Below are 16,374 nucleotides of genomic sequence, written 5' to 3'. Positions count from 1 at the left end.
GTTCACGAACGTCCACGCTGGTTACCTGCGATTTCATATGTGCGGACCCGGTAGGCCCGCTCATGAACGCGGGGGAGACGATTCCGGTGACGGTACTCGGCGGGAGTCTCGGGGCGGGCAAGACGACGCTTCTCAACCACCTGTTGACGAACGCCGGCGACCGCGACATCGCCGTGCTCGTCAACGACATGGGCTCCGTGAACGTCGACGCCGAACTCGTCGCCGAGGAGTCCGACCTCGCAGTCGGCGACGGCGTGACCGAACTCTCGAACGGCTGTATCTGCTGTGAGCTACAGGACGACCTCGAAACCGCGGTCGTCCGCCTCGCGCGAGAACGGTCGTTCGACCACCTCGTCGTCGAGGCCTCGGGCGTCTCGGAGCCCGGTCCGGTCGCCAGACTGTTCGTCACCTCGCGGGCGGCCGCCCGCTACGACGTGGCCGGCCTCGCCACGGTCGTCGATTCGCGGCTGTTCGCGGACACCTTCGGCGACGGCGACCCCGAACGAACCGTCGCCGAGGAGGGGGACGGCTCGGTGCGTCCGCTGTCGGACCTCCTCGTCGAGCAGGTCGAGAGCGCCGACCTCGTCGTCCTCAACAAGCGCGACCTCGTCTCCGACGCGGAACTCGCGGCGGTCCGCGACGCGGTCGAGGCGCTCCGCCCCGGCGCGACCGTGGTGGAGACGACCCGCGGCGACGTGGACGTGGACCTGCTCCTGTCGGACCTCCACGACCCCGACGCGCCCGTCGGCTGGCGGGCGGCGCTGGAGAGTGACACGGGAGGAGACGACCGCGACCAAGACGGCCACGGCGACCACGACGAACACGACGACCACAGCCATGACGCCCACGACGAACACGACCACGACGACACCCCGCACGCGGAAGCGACCTACGGCGTCACGTCGTTCGTCTACCGCCGACGGGCATCGCTCGACCCCGACGGCGCGGCCGCGGTGCTGGGCGACCTCCCCGACTCGGTCGTCCGGGCGAAAGGGTCGCTGTGGGTTGCCGGAGCCGAGGACGTCCACTACACCTACAGTCAGGCCGGCCCGTCGGCGTACGTCGCCGCCGCCGGCCCGTGGGTCGCCTCGCGCCCCGAGTTCGAACAGGACACCTACCGCCGCAACCACCCCGAACTCGACTGGCACGACGACCACGGCGACAGGCGGACCGAACTGGTGTTCATCGGCCGCGGGATGGACGAAGACGCACTCGCGGCCGCGCTCGACGACCACCTGCTCGACCCCGGCGCGTCCGCGGACGCCGGCGACTACCCGACCGACCCCGGCGAGGAAGTCGCACTCGCGGAGCCGACCCGGGAGCGCGAGTCGGTCCCGACCGCGGGCGCGACCCCGGAGGGTGGACGATGAGCGGCGAAGCCGAAGGGGCTGGGAACGACGACGAGGAGCGCGGAGAGGAGATAGAGTGGGGCGAGGGCGACCCGCGAGTGCTGTTCGTCATGAATCTCGTCCTCTCGACGGCGTTCGCGGCGGTGGTCGTCTACGGCCTGTCGTACCTCGACCTCGCGGCCTTCTCTGTCGTCAACGTCGCGTCCGCGGCGCTCGTGCTCACGGCCGTCACGTACCTCGTGACGAACTGAAACCGCGGGATGCGTCGCCGACCCATTCTCCGCGTGAACTACCCGCAGGGCACCGCTGGCGGCCGATAGCCGCATTTATGTCCTTCGGGAAACCGCCTTCTCAGTAAGATGCCCATCGAAGACCGAGACGACGCGTACCTCATCACGCACGCGCTGGCGAAGGACACGCTCTCGCGCCTCCGGGACGTGGAGACGACGCAGGTCGCCTTCCGGAAAGGCCTCGTCAAACTCGGCCGCATCTGTGGCTACGAGATAATCGACGGCGCGATGGAGACCGAGTACGTCACCATCCAGACCCCGCTCGCGGAGACGACCGGCGAGCGCGTGAAGGGTCTCGACAACGTCGTCATCATCAACGTGCTCCGCGCTGCAACGCCGTTCGTGGAGGGACTGCTCAAGGCGTTCCCGCGGGCGAAGCAGGGCGTCATCTCCGCCGGCCGCGACGAGGAGGCGGGGATGGACGACGACGGCGGCTTCCCCATCACCATCGACTACGTGAAGCTCCCCGAAATCACGGAGAAGGACACGGTCATCGTGGCCGACCCGATGCTCGCGACCGGCTCGACGATGTGCTCGGTCCTCGACCACATCCTCGAGAACGCCGGCGTCGACCCCGAGAAGCTGTTCGTCCTCTCGGCCGTCTCCGCGCCCGACGGCCTGCTCCGCGTCGACAACGAGTTCCCCGAGGTGGACCTGCTGACGGTCTCCATCGACGACTATCTCGACGACGACGGCTACATCGTCCCCGGCCTGGGCGACGCCGGCGACCGCGCGTTCCGCACGACGTAACTCGGTCTCCTCGCGTCGCGGCTCGCGGGCGGGCCGTCCCCGCCGCCGACCCGAATTCGGGTAACGACTAAGTTACCGCCCGCGCACCTCCGACGCATGGACGAACCTCGCGCCACCGGAGGAACCCGACGATGAGCGACCCGTGTGACGGCTGCGGGCGGGCGGTCGAAGACGCCCTCGCCCGTGCAGTCCAGTTACAGGTCGACGGCTCGACCGTGGACGACCAGCGACTCTGTCCGACCTGCTTCGCCGACTGGATAACCCGGTACGAAGAACAGATGTCGCCCAAGCAGTCGTCGGACGACTCGACCGACTCCGAGATAATCGTCGACTGACGGCTGTGGGCGCGAGCGCACTCCTCTGAACACCGTCTGAACCCCCTCTTTTCGGGTCGAAAGTCGCCCACTGGCGGCCGACTGTCGTTCGAGTCGAACGTCCCGAACCGTACCCCCGTAGACTACTGTGAGAGACGTTTGCACGGGGTGCGCCGGGGTCGGCACCCTACTCGCCGAACCCCTTCGTTTCGAGTCGAAGTCCGCCACGAACTCCGAACTCGGACGGAACTGAGAAACAAGAAAACGACGGCGGTGAGCACGTGCAGTCGAAGTGGAATCAGCACCACGGGAAGTGTATTTCTCTCCCGAGTGGCTATTTCAGGTATGTATATTGTTGACGAATTAATGCGCTAATATTGATAAGAATTTACTACAATTAGTGTGTAAATAGAGATATGTTGGCCGTTGACATGAACAGTCATAAATACGTATCGTGACGAATAGTGATGTATGACTCGGAAACTTGACCGCCGACAGTTTATCGCCGCGACAGGTGCCGCTGGCCTCGCCGGCCTCGCCGGCTGTTCCGGTGGCGGTGGCGAAGAGACGACGACGACGACGACCGAATCCGGTGGCGAAGAGACCACCACCGCCGAGGAGACGACGACCGAATCCGGCGGTAACGGCGGCACCGAGAGCCGACTCTCGTGGCACGCCGGCGGGACGGGCGGTACGTACTACCCCCTCTCGAACGAGTTCAAGTCAGTCATCGAGGGACAGACGGACTTCACGATTCAGGTGCAGTCCACCGGCGCGTCCGTCGAGAACGTCGGCAGCCTCGCCCGCGGCGACGCTGACTTCGCGCTGATTCAGAACGACGTCGCCTACTTCGCCCGCAACGGCGAGGGCATCGAGGCGTTCCAGGGCAGCCCCGTCGAGAACCTCCGCGGCGTCGCCACGCTCTACCCCGAGACGATTCACGTCGTCACGCTCGCCGACACGGGCATCGAGACGCCGTCCGACCTCTCCGGTGCGACCATCAACACCGGCGACCTCGGCTCCGGGACGCAGGTCAACGCGACCCAGATTCTCGAAGCCCTCGGCATCTCCGACTACAGCGAGCAGAACACCGGCTTCTCGCAGGCCTCCGACCAGCTGAAGAACGGCGACATCGACGCCGCGTTCGTCGTCGGCGGCTGGCCGGTCGGCGCTATCGAGGAACTCGCCGCGACCGAGGACGTGCGCATCGTCCCCATCGAGGGCGAGGACCGCACGGCCGTCAAGGACGCCGCGCCGTTCTACGCCGACGACGAAGTCCCGTCGGGCACCTACGGACTGGAGAACCCCGCGCCGACCGTCTCGGTGCAGGCCATGATTGCGACGAACGCCGAGCAGCCCGAATCGACCGTCGAGTCGGTCACGAGCGCCATCTTCGAGAACGTCGACGAACTCACCATCAAGACTGACTTCATCTCCCGGGAGAGCGCCCAGGACGGCATGTCCATCGAGCTCCACCCCGGCGCGCAGGCCTACTTCGGCTGAGCCCGGGCGCTTCGCTTCGCTTTCGAACAGCGGTTTCCTACCCATCTTTCGATGCTTGATTCGACTCCCACACGTCTCCTCGTCGTAGTCGCGGTGCTGGCGGTCGCCGTCGGCGGGAGCGCCGCCGTTCCGGCCGGACAGGTGCTCGTCGTCGAAGACGCCGAGACCGGCGAGCGACTACAGACGATGCCGGTCGAAGAGAACACGACCGTCGCGCTCGAATACACCCACAGCGTCGAGAAAACGCGCGTCCTCGACGCCTACGCGGTCCAAGACGGTGAACTCGTCATGACCAAAATGGAGTTCAAGTCCTACGGCGCGGGCCTGCCCGCTCGGGCGAACGTGACGACCGAAAACGGCTCGTTCGTCTTCGACCCCGAGGGAAGCTACGAGGACCTGTACGTCAAACCCGGCCACATCGCCGGCCACAAGCTACACGTCGGTGACCAGACCTACGACCTCGTGGCGCTCTCCGACGCGCGCTCGGTCCGCCTGTACGTCACGCATCGCTCCGTCCTCGACGCCGCCCTCCACTGACCAACGATGAACCGAACACACGACGAGGGCCAATCCGACGGCCCCGACGACGAAGACGCCTCCCGGTCCGTCCCGGAGACCGACGCGGCACCGGCCGACTCGCCGATTCGAACCGACGGCGGTGAGCCGCCCGCTGACGACGACCGCGAGGCCGCGAGTACCGACGAAGAACTATCCGAAGAAGAGGCACAAGAGATGCTGGAGGGTATCGACCGGAAGCGGACGCTTTCGGGGTGGGCGGCGATTTTCACGTCGTTCGTCGCCATCTGGTTTTCCGTCTTCCAGTCGTGGCTGGCCGCCCGCGGCTTCGAGTTCGCCGCGACGATACCGCTCGTCGGCGAGGTGTCGCTCGGTTCGCTCCAACTCCTGCAGGTGAACTCGATTCACGTCGCCTTCGCGCTCGTGCTGGCGTTCATCCTCTTCCCGGCGACGACCGGCCACGGTCGGTTCGCCGCAGTACTCAGTCGCGTGGTTCCGACCCTCGCGTCGAACCTCGGTGAGGACAACCCGGTCACCCGCGTTGCCGCGGGAATCCGCCGGTTCATCCGGTGGCTCGCGGTCGACCCGGACCGCGAGCGCGTGACGCCGCTCGACCTGCTGTTCATCGTGCTCGCCGTCGCCACGGCGGCCTACATGGTGTTCGAGTGGTCCGAGATTCAGCGGCTCCGCGTGTTCGGCCTCGAAGCCGGCCGGACGGTCACCGAGTACCTCGGCGCGCCGTTCGTCTCGCTGTCCGAGACGCTCGGCCCGCTCGGCTTCCTCGCCGACGCGGTCGTCGCGGCCATCGGCGTCCTCCCCTTCGCGGACGTGTCCTACCCGTTCTTCCTCGGTGCGGTCGGTGTCCTCCTCGTCCTGGAGGCGACCCGCCGCTCGCTCGGGTTCTACCTGATGGTCATCGTCGCCTCGTTCATCGTCTACGCGAGGTTCGGCTACCTCATCTCGCCGTCGATGCCGCTGATCGGCGTGCTGTCCATCCCCGAAGGGTCGTGGGCGAACATCATCCAGAACCTCTGGTACAACACCGAAAACGGCGTCTTCGGCATCCCGGTCACCGTCTCCGTGCAGTTCATCTACATCTTCATCCTGTTCGGGGCGTTCCTGGAGATGTCGGGAGCCGGCCAGTGGTTCATCGACCTCGCGTACGCCGCGACCGGGACCCGCAAGGGCGGCCCGGCGAAGGCGTCTATCCTCGCGTCCGGCTTCATGGGAACCATCTCCGGTTCCTCTATCGCCAACACGGTGACGACCGGCGCGTTCACCATCCCGCTGATGAAGCGGTCGGGCTACCGCTCGGAGTTCGCCGGGGCCGTCGAGGCCTCCGCCTCCTCCGGCGGGCAGATTCTCCCGCCGGTGATGGGCGCGGCGGCGTTCCTCATGATAGAGTTCATCGGCGTCCCCTTCTCCGACATCATCATCGCGGCGGCCATCCCCGCCGTGGTGTTCTTCTTCGGCGTGTGGGTGATGGTCCACCTCGAAGCGACGCGGGCCGGTATCGGCGGCCTCGACCGCTCCGAGGTCGTCGACCTCAGCAAGCACCTCGCTCGCGGGTGGTTCTACCTCATCCCGCTGGTGTTGCTCATGTACTACCTGCTGGTCGAGCGCCTGACGGTCGCGCGCTCGGCGTGGTTCACGCTCATCGCCATCATGGCGCTCCTGTCCGTCGTCGCGGCGTACAGCGAGCGGACCCGCGTCCCCCTCGTGGGCGCTATCGTGGCGGCGTTCGTCGCGCAACTCGGCTCCTACATCACTACCGGCGTCGGCGTCATCGACGCGGTCACGGGCGGAAGCGGCGAACCGCTCGGCGCGACCGCCGCGCTCTTCGCCGCCGCGGGCGACCTCGGCATCATCGCCATCTTCGTCAGCCTCGTCGTGATGCTCGTCCGACCGGCGCTCGACTCGCCGCTGTTGGAGTTCGACGACGCGGTCGACGAGGCCGCCGACAACGTCGCCAACGCGGTCTCGCGGCCGTCGCTGTCGGACCTGAACGTCTTCCGCTACGTGACGTTCATCGGGAAGTCGATGGACTCCGGCGCGCGCACTTCGACCGAAGTCGTCGTCGCCGTCGCCGCCGCGGGCATCATCCCCGGCGTCGTCAGCGCGACCGGCCTCGGCCCGAACCTGACCGCGCTCATCAAGGCGGTCGCCGGCGGCTCTATCGTCCTCTTGCTCCTGTTCACGGCTATCGCGTCCATCATCCTCGGGATGGGGATGCCGACGACGGTGACGTACATCATCCTCGTCTCGCTGCTCGGGCCGGCCATCGCGCAGTCCTCCGACATCCCGCTGCTCGCGGCCCACCTGTTCATCCTCTACTTCGGGGTGATAGCGGACATCACACCGCCGGTGGCGGTCGCGGCGTACGCCGCCTCCGGCATTGCCCGGTCGAATCCGTTCCGGACCGGGACGAAGGCGTTCTCGCTGTCGCTCAACAAGGCAATCGTGCCGTTCGCGTTCGCCCTGACACCGGGCATTCTGCTCCTCCGCGGACGGGGCGAGGCCGCGGCGGTCATCACGTTCGCCGACGTGGCCGAAATCGGCTACTTCGTTCCCGAGGTGGTCATCCCGGTCGCGGGCGTCTTCATCGGCGTCATCGGACTCGGCGCGACCGTCATCGGTTACCTCTACAGCCGCGTGTCGCAGACCGAGCGGGCCCTGTTCGCCTTCTCGGCGTTCCTGCTCATGGCCCCGATGCTTCTGTTGAACGCCGCGTTCGACCTCGGGAGCTTCCTCGGACTCGTCGGGACCGTCCCCGACACGGTCGCCGTCGACCTCGCCATGCGCGCGGTCGGTGGCGCGCTGTTCGGCGCGCTCGCCGTGAAAAACCGCCGCGAGACGCGTGAACGGGCCGCACCGACTCCCGCAGAACAGGTCGAACCGACCGACTGAACAGAAAAGAACCCCGCGACCGCGCTACTCGATGTCCGCGCGGCCGCTGGTCGCGCTTCTGATGCGGTCGCGGAGGTCCGCCCCGTCCTCGACGGGGACGCGGACCTCGAACGACACGTCGGCCTCGTAGGCGGCCTCGAACTCGACGCCCGCGCTTTCTAACAGTCCACGAACGCTCCCCGAGTCGTCGTACTCGACGGTCGCGGTGAACCGCTCGTGGGGAATCTCCTCGACGACGCCCGCCGCGTCGAGCGCCTCCTTCACGGCGCGGGAGTACGCCCGAGCGAGGCCGCCGACGCCGAGGTTGGTCCCGCCGTAGTAGCGCGTCACGACGGCGGCGACGTTGCGCACGTCCTGCTGGACGAGGACGTTGAGCGCCGGTTTTCCCGACGAGCCGCTCGGCTCGCCGTCGTCGCTCTGGTACTCGCGGAGCATGACGTTCCCCCCGCCGGGAACCGACGACGAGGCCGACCCCGCGGGCACCCGGTAGGCGGGGACGTTGTGGGTGGCGTCGGGGTGGCGCTCCTCGATTTCGGCGACGAACGCCTCCGCCTCCTCGACCGTCTCCGCGGGGGAGACGTAGCCGATGAACTCCGAGCCGTTGACCTCGAAGCGGGCGTCGGCCCGGCCGGCGACGGTTCGATAGGCGTCGGTCATGCCACCGAGTTGGCGTCGCGGCGTGGAAAAGCGTTCGCACCGGGGCGTCGCCGGCACGGTGCGGGCGACAGAGGGCGACGGGGGCGGCGGGCGGCAGACGACGACAGGATACAAACGGGGAAGCGACGCGCTACTGACCGCAGGCGTCCGCGTACGACGTACACCCGTTTTGGATGCAGACGCCGCAGAGGTGGCGCGTCTCGGAAATCGGGTCACCACAACACATGCAACTGCGCATGGACACCATGCGAAAATCTACCGCGGGAAATTACAAGAATCTTATTGCCACGCTGACAGAATATTCGCGGAGCCGAGAGGCCGGCTCAGGCGATGATGATGCGGCGGACGAAATCGAGGTTCGACAGGTCGTTGAGCAGGTCGCCGGGAACCGGCTCGTCGGTGATGATGTAGAGCTTCGGGTCGTCGGTGAACTCGGGGTCCTCGCTTATCGTCTGGCGAATCGAGATGCCCGCGTCGGCGAGTTTCGAGGTGACGGTGGCGACGATACCGGGCTCGTCGGCGTCGGCAACCTCGACGGTGAGCACGGAGAGGTTGAGCACCGGCGCGAGGTCCATCAGGCTCGGAATCGACGAGATGTTCTGGAAGATTCGTCGAAGCTCCTCGTCGGCGAGGATGGCGTCGGTCGTCGAATCGACGACGCGCCTGTCCACGTCGGCCTCGCGGGCGATGCCGGTGTTCGGTATCTCGATGCCGCCCGAGACGACCCGTCCCTGGTCGTTGACGGAAAAACCCCGTTCCAAGAGGAGCCGGATGACGGCCTGCTGGCTCGGGCTGCCCTCGAACTTCTCCATAATCTCGTCGAACATTCGTTGGTCCGGGAATTTGCGGGCGGGTGCATTAAGTGGTACGTCGCCGACGGCGGCTGAATGGAGGCGTCGCGTGGGCGTCGCGTGGACGACGCCGCGGGCAGGCGACCGACGCCGCGGTCGGGGAGTGGGTTTAACCGTCGGCGTGGATACCCGTCGTGCATGCGCGAGCTACGCACCTGCGACTTCTGTGGGACCGACGCCGTCGGCGTATTCGAGGTACTGCCGCCGGAGTTGACGCCGGCCGACGACCAGCGCCGCGTCGTCCTCTGCGAACACTGCGAGGAGACTCTCGGCGAGGTCATCGCGCCGCTTCTCTCCCGACTCGGCGTCGACGCCGGCGTCGACGTGGCCGACGACGCGCGGGCCGAGACGGGCGCGTCCGCGGCACCGGAGCGGACCGCGAGCGGGTCGGGCGGCGAGGCCGCCTCCGTCGACGTGAACGCGGTCGACCCCGCACCGACGCCGCCGGAACCGGCGAACCACGACTCGCCCGACGAGGCAGACGACCACGAGGAGTCGGGAGATGACGCGGGTGACGACGGCGCGGACGAGGCCGAGGAGTCCGACGGTGCCACCCGGGTGGCCGACGAGACCGCCAACGAACCCGAGCCGGCCGACGGCGAATCCGAGTCGGCCGACGCCGAGGACCGCCAAACTGGCAGCGGGTCGCCTGACCGGAGCGAGGAGCCACCGAAGTTCCGGAAGGTCATCCGCATCCTCCAGAACCGTGAGTTCCCCGTCGACCGGGCGGAAGTCGAGGCGCTGGCGTCCGGCGCGTACGACCTCGACGACGACGAGGTCGCCGACATCTTCGACTACGCGGTCGAACGCGGCCTGCTCGTCGACGACTCGGGAACGCTCCGGCGGCCCTGAGCGGTTGAGTGCGGGAGGTCGGGGAGAACGGGACGGACTGACGACTACAGTTTTCCTTTCGTGCTCGGCGTGTCCGAGCGCCGCGGGTCCACGCGGGTCGCGTCGTCAAGTGACCGCGCGAGCGCCTTGAACAGCGCCTCGACCTCGTGGTGGGCGTTGTCGCCCTCGACGTCCGCGTGGAGCGTGAGGCCGGCGTTCATGGCGAGCGACATGGCGAAGTGCTCGGCCATGTGGCTCGTGAACTCGCCGACGTACGGCTGGGAGAACTCGCCCGAGAACTCGAAGAAGGGGCGGCCAGACACGTCCACGACGACGGAGGCGACGGCCTCGTCGAGCGGGACCTTGCGGTCGGCGTAGCGGACGATGCCTCGCTTGTCGCCGAGCGCCTCGGTGAACGCCTCGCCGAGGACGATGGCCACGTCCTCGACAGTGTGGTGGTCGTCGATGTGGAGGTCGCCGTCGCACTGGACGGTCAGGTCGAACAGGCCGTGTTTGGCGAAGGCCTCCAGCATGTGGTCGAAGAATCCGATACCGGTGTCGACGACCGCGTCGCCGTCGCCGTCGATGGACAGCGTCACGTCGATGGTCGTCTCGGACGTCTCGCGGGAGACGGCCGCGCGTCGGTCGGCGTCGCTCATGTCGCGTTCGAAGCGGGCCGCGCATATAGGGATTCTCGTCGTCGAGCGGGTCGGTCCACGCACCGGTGCGTCAGACGCGCGTCTGACGGACGTTCATGGTTTCGGACGCGTACGGTGGGGTATGCAGCGAAAGGGAGCGCTGGTGGTGGGCTACACCATCTGCGTCGGGGGACTCCTGCTCACCGCCCGGTCCGGGGTGGCTGTCGCGCTCGGCGTCGCGCTAGTGACGCTCGCGGTCGGCGCGGTGGTTCTCGGCGGAGGCGTTCTGGGTGGGCGATAACCGACCGATGCGGCGGGAATCGAGTCGTCCGGAGGCGAGCGACTGATGTGGCGCGGAGCGACTGCCAGCCCGAAACGCGACGTGGTGACAGTCAGTATGCTCGTCCTTGCCGGGCCGTTCCTCGCGACCTCGCGCCCCGAGACTGCGATTATCGGCGCGCTGTTCGTCGCCGTCGGCGTCTACGGGACCGTCGAGAGCCTCGCCACGGCCGTCCTCGCGTACCTCGGCACGTAGCGCCGTAGCGTCGCGTGGCCGTGTGGCGTCTCGGCGCGGCGGCGACTACGCCTCCATCGCTTCTTCGAGCGTGAACCGCCCCTCGTAGAGCGCGGTGCCGACGACGGTCGCCGCCGCGCCCGCCTCGCGGAGTGCACGGATGTCGTCGAGCGAGGCGACGCCGCCGGAGGCGACGACGGGGATATCGACCGCGTCGACGACGGCCGAGGTCGTCTCGAGGTGGACGCCTTCGAGTTGCCCCTCCACGTCGACGTCGGTAAAGAGGATGGCCGCCGCGCCGAGTTCCTCGTAGCGGGCGGCCGCCTCGGCGGGGTCGAGGCCGGTGCTCTCGGTCCACCCGGAGACGACGACCTCACCGTCCTTCGCGTCGAGGCTGACCATCACGCCGTCGGGGTAGTCGTCGGCGAGTTCGGCGACGATGTCGGGGTTCTCGACGGCCGCGGTGCCGAGGATGACGCGGTCGACGCCGCGGTCCAGCAGGTCGCGGGCGTCGTCGGCGGTGCGGATGCCGCCGCCGAGTTGGAGCGGCACGTCGACCGCGTCGAGGACGGCGTCGACCGCCGGGGCGTTCTTCCGCTCGCCCTCGAACGCGCCGTCGAGGTCGACGAGGTGGAGCGTCTCCGCGCCGGCGTCGACCCAGCGGCGGGCGGCCTCGACCGGGTCGCCGTAGGTCTTCTCGGTGCCGCGTTCGCCCTGCACGAGTTGGACGACTTCGCCGTCTTGCATGTCGACCGCGGGGACGACTTCGAACTCCGGGAACATACGCCACCGTGGGCGAGCGACGTGCGTAAACGCACCGGATACGGCGACCCGAGTTCACCGAGGAACGTAACGAGCGAACCAACAGTTCGGAACGGCTTTGTCGCGCCGGGGTGCACACACACTCAATGAAACTCTTCGGTTCCAGCGGCACCCGCGGCGTGGTGGGTGAGAGCCTCACCCCGGAGTTCGTCCTCCGCGTCGCCAAGGCCGCCGGCACGGTCTGGAACGCAGACCGAGTCGCCATCGCACGCGACACCCGAACCACGGGCGAGATGTTCGTCAACGCCGCCGAGTCCGGGCTGGCGAGCGTGGGCGTCGACGTGGACGACCTCGGCGTCGTCCCCACCCCCGCCGCGGTCCGGTACTGCGAGAACCAGGGCGTTCCGGGCGTCGTCATCACGGCCTCGCACAACCCGCCGGAGTTCAACGGCGTCAAACTCGTCGGCGACGACGGCGTCGAACTCGCCGTCGAGGAGCTAGAGCGCATCGAAGACCACATCCTCGCCGAGGAGTTCGACGTGGCCGAGTGGGACGCCGTCGGCAAGACTCGGCGCGTCGAGACGGCGAACGACGACTACCGCGAGGACCTCCTCGCTAACGTCGACCGCGAGAAAATCGCCGACGCGAACCTCACCGTCGCGCTCGACCCCGGCCACGGTGCCGGGTCGCTCGTCACGCCCGACTTCCTCCGCGAACTCGGCTGTGAGGTCCGCACGGTCAACGCCCAACCCGACGGCCACTTCCCCGGTCGCCAGTCCGAACCGGTCCCCGAGAACCTCCGCGACCTCGAACGCCTCGTCCGCGCGACCGACGCCGACGTGGGAATCGCCCACGACGGCGACGCCGACCGGGCCGTCTTCGTGAACGAACACGGCGAGTGCATCTCCGGCGAGGCGTCGCTGGCCGCTCTCGCGGCCGCCACCCTCGAACCGGGCGACGCGACCGTCTCCGCGGTGAACGTCTCCCAGCGCCTCGTCGACGTCTGTGAGGAGGTCGGCGCCGACCTCGAACTCACGCCCATCGGCGCGACGAACCTCATCACCCGCATCCGCGAGCTCTGGCGCGAGGGTCGGAACGTCCCCATCGCGGGCGAGGGTAACGGGGGAGTGTTCTACCCGAACTACCGCCTCGTCCGCGACGGCGCGTACATCGCGGCGAAGTTCCTCGAACTCGTCGCCGAGCGCCCCGCCAGCGAACTCGTCGCGCCCTACGAGGACTACTACAACGTCCGCATCAACCTCGAATACGACGAGGAATCCGAGCTGACGGCGATGCTCAACGCCGCCGCCGACTACGCCGAATCGGCCGACGCGACCCCGAACACGACTGACGGCTACCGCCTTGACTACGGCGACGCGTGGGTGCTCGTCCGGCCCTCCGGGACCGAGCCGAAAGTCCGCGTCTACGCCGAAGGTCGCTCCGAGGAGCGCGCGACCGAACTCGCCGAGGACGCCGCCGACGCGCTCCGAAGCGCGGTCGCGACGCTGTAACTCGGCGGCAGAACCGACAGGGAAGAACCTCTTTTCGCGCGCCGCTCACAGGCTAATCGCCGCGAACAGGAGCGCCAGCGCCCCGAACACCAACAGCATGAAGCCGCGTTCGAGGTCGTCGCCGTCGAGTTCGTCGTCCGGCGGGTCCTCGCGGGTCGGGTCGAGGACGAACTCTGGGTCGTCCGAGCGGGCGACCCGGCGGGCGGCCGCGGCGCTCTTGAGCAGTCGGCCGCCGAGGGCAAAACAGCCCAGCCCCACGACGATGGCGACCAGCGAAATCGGATTGACGCTCAGCATCGGCCCGCGACTGTGGTCATCGGCTGGTCGGCGTGCCGGCGGCCGTGGTCATCGTGTCAGCCGCGCCCGTCATCGGTCGGCTCGCATCGGTCACTCGTCGTCGTAGACCGCGTCGGGGTCGAAGACGCGCTCGCCGACGTTCTCGCCCTCGGCGGTGCGGTAGAAACACGACCGGTGGCCGGTGTGGCACGCGCCGACGTTCTGGTCGACGAGATACAGCAGGGTGTCGGCGTCGCAGTCGACGCGGACCTCCCGAATCTCCTGTGTGTGGCCGCTCGAAGCCCCCTTCTCCCAGAGTTCGTCGCGGCTCCGCGAGTAGTAGTGCGCCCGGCCCGTCTCGACAGTTCGGTCGAGCGCCTCGGGCGAGACGTACGCCAGCATGAGTACCTCTCCGGAGTCGGCGTCCTGCGCCACGGCGGGGACGAGTCCGTCCTCGCCGAAGTCGACATCGACGGTCATGATTCGGGCCACGCGGTCGTGGGGGTTATCTCTTGTGCGTCGCCGCGCGGACGGCGCTCGGCACCGACTCTCCGCGGGAACTCAGACGATACCGAGCGCGCCGAGGACGCCAAAGAGGATGTCGCCGTAGACGAACGCGACGACGAGACCGACGAACATGGGAACGAGAAACGGGATGCCCGGCGAAATCCACACCGACTCGCGGGCCGTCACGAGTTCCAGTCCGCCGCGAAGCTTCTCGGGCGAGGTGCCGTAGGCGGTGCCCTCGATGCTGTCGAGGAACCGGGCCGCACCCCACGGGTCGTCGAACGACGCGTCCGGCGCGGCTTCGCCGCTGTCCACGGTCTCGCCGTCGCCGTCGAAATCGGCCGACGTGCCGCCGTCGGTCGCCGCGCGGTGGACCGCGCCGTCGGTCGGGTCGAACGTCTCGCCGATGCTGTCGGGGTCGCGGAGGGTGTCAGAGTCCGAACGCAGGTCCGCGAGCGTGAGGCCGCGCCAGCGGAGGTACATCCGGAGCGCGTCGAGGTCGAGGCCGTTCCGCGTGATTCCCTCGGGCGACTCGAACAGGCGGCCGTGGGCCGTCGAGAGCGACGCCACGGAGACGCGGCGGCCGACGAACGAGATGGGGAACTCGAACTCGCCGTCGGCGAGGTTCCGGGCGGCGAGGAACAGCGGGTAGGCGAGGCCGACGATGACCGTGTTCGTGAGAATCGTCATCGAGAAGACGCCGAGGCGGGTGGCGGCGAGCGGGAACTCCGTTCCGGCGATGACGTAACTGGGGAACGTCGGGAGCAGGACGGCGAACACCATGAGCGCCTTCGCGTCCGCGCCGCCGAAGCCGCCGAGCCGCCAGAACAGGTACGAAAGCGGGACGACGAAACAGATGCTCACAGCGACGCGAATCAGATAGAGCCGGTCGAGTACCGTCTCGGGCGGGAGGTGGCCGACCAGTTCCCACGCGAGCAGGACGACGCCCAGCGCCGCGAGCGGATACCAGACGACGTTGGGGACGCGACGCGTGCGAACGTCGCGTACCGCGGTCCACGCGAGGACGGGGAGCACCACCAACCGCAGGAGGTCGGGGAGCGTACCGATACCGAACATACCCGCAGACTGGGGGCAGGGGAGTTAGGTGTTCGGGACGGGTATCAATCCTGAAACCGACCCCGGCGGCGGGTCAGAACGCCGCGAGTTCGACGAACGCGACGAGCCGAATCGAGAGCCAGAACAGCGCCATCGCGGCCGCGGGGACCCACACCGACTTCGAGCGGTGGTAGCCGAAGGCGGCAAGTCCGAACGCGAGCGCCCACAGGACGTGCTTGACGCCGCCGGGAACGTCGGCGAAGACGGTTCCGAGCGCGACCGCGCCGAGCAGTCCGAAGGCGAACACGGGGACGAGCGCCGGCCGCGAGACGTGGCGGAGCGAGCGCTCGGCCGCGCTTCGATACGTCACGCCGACCGCGACACAGCCGCAGACGGTCGCGACGAGGAGAAGGCCGAGGACGGTGACGCGCCACGGTTTCGGGAAGACGACGAGCGTGAACGCGGCGTCCCGAAGCACCGAGTGAAAGAACGTCGCGAGCGCGGTCGCAGCGACGACCGCGCGAGCGGGCGCGAGACCGACCCGCGACGAGGCGAGGTCGAACGCGACCGCGACGAGGAGACCGAACCCGACCCCGGTGAGCACCACGTCTTCGGCGGCCTGAACTGCCGCCGTCACGACCGACGCCTCGGGATGGTACGTCCACCCGAGAAGCGCGGCGAGCGAGGCGTCGAACCCGACCGCGAAGACGACGCTCAGTGCGACGACGGCGAGCGCGGGAGCAAGAACGGTCGCCGCCGCGTCGGCGAGTCGGGCGCGCTCGGGGAACCCGAACGACGGCGGGACACCGCGATAGCGCGCGTAGACGAGCGACGGAACCGCGAGGCCGGCGACGTTCGGCGACGCGAGCGTCCCCGCTACCGGGACGCCGAGGAGTCTGAGCGCGACCCAGTAGCTGACAGCGCTCGTAACCGTGAGACAGGCGAGAAACAGTCCGATTCGGCCGAGTTCGGTCGCTTCGCTCGGGAGCGAGCGGCCGGGGCGAAACGCGCGGACGGCGGTCGCGAACCTCGACACGGATGGAGCGACCGTGCCGCGGGACAAATCGCTGTCGGCCGCTCGACTCGGACGGGAGAGAAAACGGCGGACCTACCGGTCACGGGCCGGTGCGTCGAAAGAAATG

General features: G+C 68.3%; 19 protein-coding genes. 11 read left to right on the top strand and 8 right to left on the bottom strand.

Going from position 1 to position 16,374, the window contains the following annotated elements:
- Positions 1-62: 62 nt before the first annotated feature.
- The 7 genes from C5B90_RS07995 to C5B90_RS07965 all read left to right on the top strand — a co-directional run bounded on the left by C5B90_RS07995 (position 63) and on the right by C5B90_RS07965 (position 7,629).
- On the top strand, positions 63-1,370 hold the full coding sequence (locus C5B90_RS07995; RefSeq protein ID WP_115880440.1) for a GTP-binding protein: 1,308 nt from the start codon (positions 63-65) through the stop codon (positions 1,368-1,370).
- On the top strand, positions 1,367-1,600 hold the full coding sequence (locus C5B90_RS07990) for a hypothetical protein (protein WP_115880438.1): 234 nt from the start codon (positions 1,367-1,369) through the stop codon (positions 1,598-1,600). The genes C5B90_RS07995 and C5B90_RS07990 overlap by 4 nt, the downstream gene beginning before the upstream one ends.
- A 108-nt stretch (positions 1,601-1,708) precedes the next feature.
- Complete coding sequence (upp, locus tag C5B90_RS07985; protein ID WP_058568848.1) at positions 1,709-2,389, top strand: uracil phosphoribosyltransferase; 681 nt, start codon at positions 1,709-1,711, stop codon at positions 2,387-2,389.
- Positions 2,390-2,520: 131 nt separating this feature from the next.
- Positions 2,521-2,724, top strand: a complete 204-nt coding sequence (locus C5B90_RS07980; protein WP_004974143.1) for a hypothetical protein — start codon at positions 2,521-2,523, stop codon at positions 2,722-2,724.
- A gap of 450 nt (positions 2,725-3,174) precedes the next feature.
- Positions 3,175-4,206: a TAXI family TRAP transporter solute-binding subunit gene (locus tag C5B90_RS07975; protein WP_115880436.1), complete on the top strand. Its 1,032-nt coding sequence runs from the start codon at positions 3,175-3,177 to the stop codon at positions 4,204-4,206.
- A 51-nt stretch (positions 4,207-4,257) separates the two neighbouring features.
- Positions 4,258-4,743, top strand: a complete 486-nt coding sequence (locus C5B90_RS07970; protein ID WP_058827420.1) for a DUF1850 domain-containing protein — start codon at positions 4,258-4,260, stop codon at positions 4,741-4,743.
- Positions 4,744-4,749: 6 nt separating this feature from the next.
- Positions 4,750-7,629 (top strand): TRAP transporter fused permease subunit, encoded by a 2,880-nt coding sequence (locus C5B90_RS07965; RefSeq protein WP_115880434.1) that lies wholly within the window; start codon positions 4,750-4,752, stop codon positions 7,627-7,629.
- Positions 7,630-7,653: 24 nt separating this feature from the next.
- Here C5B90_RS07965 and C5B90_RS07960 read toward each other — a convergent pair whose 3' ends face one another.
- Both C5B90_RS07960 and C5B90_RS07955 read right to left on the bottom strand, forming a co-directional pair.
- Positions 7,654-8,286: a YigZ family protein gene (locus C5B90_RS07960; protein ID WP_004974131.1), complete on the bottom strand. Its 633-nt coding sequence runs from the start codon at positions 8,284-8,286 to the stop codon at positions 7,654-7,656.
- 323 nt (positions 8,287-8,609) lie between these two features.
- Positions 8,610-9,113, bottom strand: coding sequence for an ACT domain-containing protein (locus C5B90_RS07955; RefSeq protein ID WP_058827423.1), 504 nt, complete (start codon positions 9,111-9,113; stop codon positions 8,610-8,612).
- 162 nt (positions 9,114-9,275) lie between these two features.
- Here C5B90_RS07955 and C5B90_RS07950 point away from each other — a divergent pair, with 162 nt between their 5' ends.
- Positions 9,276-9,989, top strand: coding sequence for a hypothetical protein (locus C5B90_RS07950; RefSeq protein ID WP_115880432.1), 714 nt, complete (start codon positions 9,276-9,278; stop codon positions 9,987-9,989).
- Between the two features lie 44 nt (positions 9,990-10,033).
- Here C5B90_RS07950 and hisB read toward each other — a convergent pair whose 3' ends face one another.
- Positions 10,034-10,627 carry an imidazoleglycerol-phosphate dehydratase HisB gene (gene hisB, locus C5B90_RS07945; RefSeq protein ID WP_115880430.1) on the bottom strand — a complete coding sequence of 198 codons (594 nt, stop codon included), beginning with the start codon at positions 10,625-10,627 and terminating at the stop codon, positions 10,034-10,036.
- Between the two features lie 121 nt (positions 10,628-10,748).
- On the opposite strand from hisB, the gene C5B90_RS21025 reads away from it, so the two are divergent.
- Together C5B90_RS21025 and C5B90_RS07935 are read left to right on the top strand one after the other, a co-directional pair.
- Positions 10,749-10,907, top strand: a complete 159-nt coding sequence (locus C5B90_RS21025) for a hypothetical protein (protein WP_233511918.1) — start codon at positions 10,749-10,751, stop codon at positions 10,905-10,907.
- A 45-nt stretch (positions 10,908-10,952) separates the two neighbouring features.
- On the top strand, positions 10,953-11,141 hold the full coding sequence (locus tag C5B90_RS07935; protein ID WP_115880426.1) for a hypothetical protein: 189 nt from the start codon (positions 10,953-10,955) through the stop codon (positions 11,139-11,141).
- A 45-nt stretch (positions 11,142-11,186) separates the two neighbouring features.
- Here the strand turns inward: C5B90_RS07935 and hisA are convergent, their stop codons facing one another.
- Positions 11,187-11,903 carry a 1-(5-phosphoribosyl)-5-[(5-phosphoribosylamino)methylideneamino]imidazole-4-carboxamide isomerase gene (gene hisA, locus C5B90_RS07930; RefSeq protein ID WP_115880424.1) on the bottom strand — a complete coding sequence of 239 codons (717 nt, stop codon included), beginning with the start codon at positions 11,901-11,903 and terminating at the stop codon, positions 11,187-11,189.
- A 125-nt stretch (positions 11,904-12,028) separates the two neighbouring features.
- Between hisA and glmM the strand changes: the two genes are divergently transcribed.
- Positions 12,029-13,393: a phosphoglucosamine mutase gene (gene glmM / locus C5B90_RS07925; protein WP_115880422.1), complete on the top strand. Its 1,365-nt coding sequence runs from the start codon at positions 12,029-12,031 to the stop codon at positions 13,391-13,393.
- 45 nt (positions 13,394-13,438) lie between these two features.
- On the opposite strand, the gene C5B90_RS07920 is transcribed toward glmM, so the two are convergent.
- The 4 genes from C5B90_RS07920 to C5B90_RS07905 all read right to left on the bottom strand — a co-directional run bounded on the left by C5B90_RS07920 (position 13,439) and on the right by C5B90_RS07905 (position 16,268).
- Positions 13,439-13,690 carry a hypothetical protein gene (locus tag C5B90_RS07920; RefSeq protein ID WP_115880420.1) on the bottom strand — a complete coding sequence of 84 codons (252 nt, stop codon included), beginning with the start codon at positions 13,688-13,690 and terminating at the stop codon, positions 13,439-13,441.
- 90 nt (positions 13,691-13,780) lie between these two features.
- Positions 13,781-14,149, bottom strand: coding sequence for a phosphoribosyl-AMP cyclohydrolase (gene hisI, locus C5B90_RS07915; RefSeq protein WP_115880418.1), 369 nt, complete (start codon positions 14,147-14,149; stop codon positions 13,781-13,783).
- An 81-nt stretch (positions 14,150-14,230) separates the two neighbouring features.
- Entirely contained in the window at positions 14,231-15,253 is a 1,023-nt protein-coding gene (locus tag C5B90_RS07910) for an A24 family peptidase (protein ID WP_115880416.1), read from the bottom strand.
- 73 nt (positions 15,254-15,326) lie between these two features.
- A complete protein-coding gene (locus tag C5B90_RS07905) occupies positions 15,327-16,268 on the bottom strand; it encodes a hypothetical protein (protein ID WP_115880414.1) in 942 nt (313 codons plus the stop codon).
- Positions 16,269-16,374 lie beyond the last annotated feature (106 nt).

Source organism: Haloferax sp. Atlit-12N (assembly GCF_003383095.1).
GTDB lineage: Archaea > Halobacteriota > Halobacteria > Halobacteriales > Haloferacaceae > Haloferax.
The sequence above is the reverse complement of the archived record's forward strand: the minus strand, read 5'-3'. Positions and strand labels throughout refer to the sequence as shown.

What these genes read in the sequence shown, in the direction of transcription:
- C5B90_RS07995 (WP_115880440.1), top strand. Translation starts at nt 63, where the DNA reads ATGAACGCGGGGGAGACGATTCCGGTGACGGTACTCGGCGGGAGTCTC.
- C5B90_RS07990 (WP_115880438.1), top strand. Translation starts at nt 1,367, where the DNA reads ATGAGCGGCGAAGCCGAAGGGGCTGGGAACGACGACGAGGAGCGCGGA.
- upp (WP_058568848.1), top strand. Translation starts at nt 1,709, where the DNA reads ATGCCCATCGAAGACCGAGACGACGCGTACCTCATCACGCACGCGCTG.
- C5B90_RS07980 (WP_004974143.1), top strand. Translation starts at nt 2,521, where the DNA reads ATGAGCGACCCGTGTGACGGCTGCGGGCGGGCGGTCGAAGACGCCCTC.
- C5B90_RS07975 (WP_115880436.1), top strand. Translation starts at nt 3,175, where the DNA reads ATGACTCGGAAACTTGACCGCCGACAGTTTATCGCCGCGACAGGTGCC.
- C5B90_RS07970 (WP_058827420.1), top strand. Translation starts at nt 4,258, where the DNA reads ATGCTTGATTCGACTCCCACACGTCTCCTCGTCGTAGTCGCGGTGCTG.
- C5B90_RS07965 (WP_115880434.1), top strand. Translation starts at nt 4,750, where the DNA reads ATGAACCGAACACACGACGAGGGCCAATCCGACGGCCCCGACGACGAA.
- C5B90_RS07960 (WP_004974131.1), bottom strand. Translation starts at nt 8,286, where the DNA reads ATGACCGACGCCTATCGAACCGTCGCCGGCCGGGCCGACGCCCGCTTC.
- C5B90_RS07955 (WP_058827423.1), bottom strand. Translation starts at nt 9,113, where the DNA reads ATGTTCGACGAGATTATGGAGAAGTTCGAGGGCAGCCCGAGCCAGCAG.
- C5B90_RS07950 (WP_115880432.1), top strand. Translation starts at nt 9,276, where the DNA reads ATGCGCGAGCTACGCACCTGCGACTTCTGTGGGACCGACGCCGTCGGC.
- hisB (WP_115880430.1), bottom strand. Translation starts at nt 10,627, where the DNA reads ATGAGCGACGCCGACCGACGCGCGGCCGTCTCCCGCGAGACGTCCGAG.
- C5B90_RS21025 (WP_233511918.1), top strand. Translation starts at nt 10,749, where the DNA reads ATGCAGCGAAAGGGAGCGCTGGTGGTGGGCTACACCATCTGCGTCGGG.
- C5B90_RS07935 (WP_115880426.1), top strand. Translation starts at nt 10,953, where the DNA reads ATGTGGCGCGGAGCGACTGCCAGCCCGAAACGCGACGTGGTGACAGTC.
- hisA (WP_115880424.1), bottom strand. Translation starts at nt 11,903, where the DNA reads ATGTTCCCGGAGTTCGAAGTCGTCCCCGCGGTCGACATGCAAGACGGC.
- glmM (WP_115880422.1), top strand. Translation starts at nt 12,029, where the DNA reads ATGAAACTCTTCGGTTCCAGCGGCACCCGCGGCGTGGTGGGTGAGAGC.
- C5B90_RS07920 (WP_115880420.1), bottom strand. Translation starts at nt 13,690, where the DNA reads ATGCTGAGCGTCAATCCGATTTCGCTGGTCGCCATCGTCGTGGGGCTG.
- hisI (WP_115880418.1), bottom strand. Translation starts at nt 14,149, where the DNA reads ATGACCGTCGATGTCGACTTCGGCGAGGACGGACTCGTCCCCGCCGTG.
- C5B90_RS07910 (WP_115880416.1), bottom strand. Translation starts at nt 15,253, where the DNA reads ATGTTCGGTATCGGTACGCTCCCCGACCTCCTGCGGTTGGTGGTGCTC.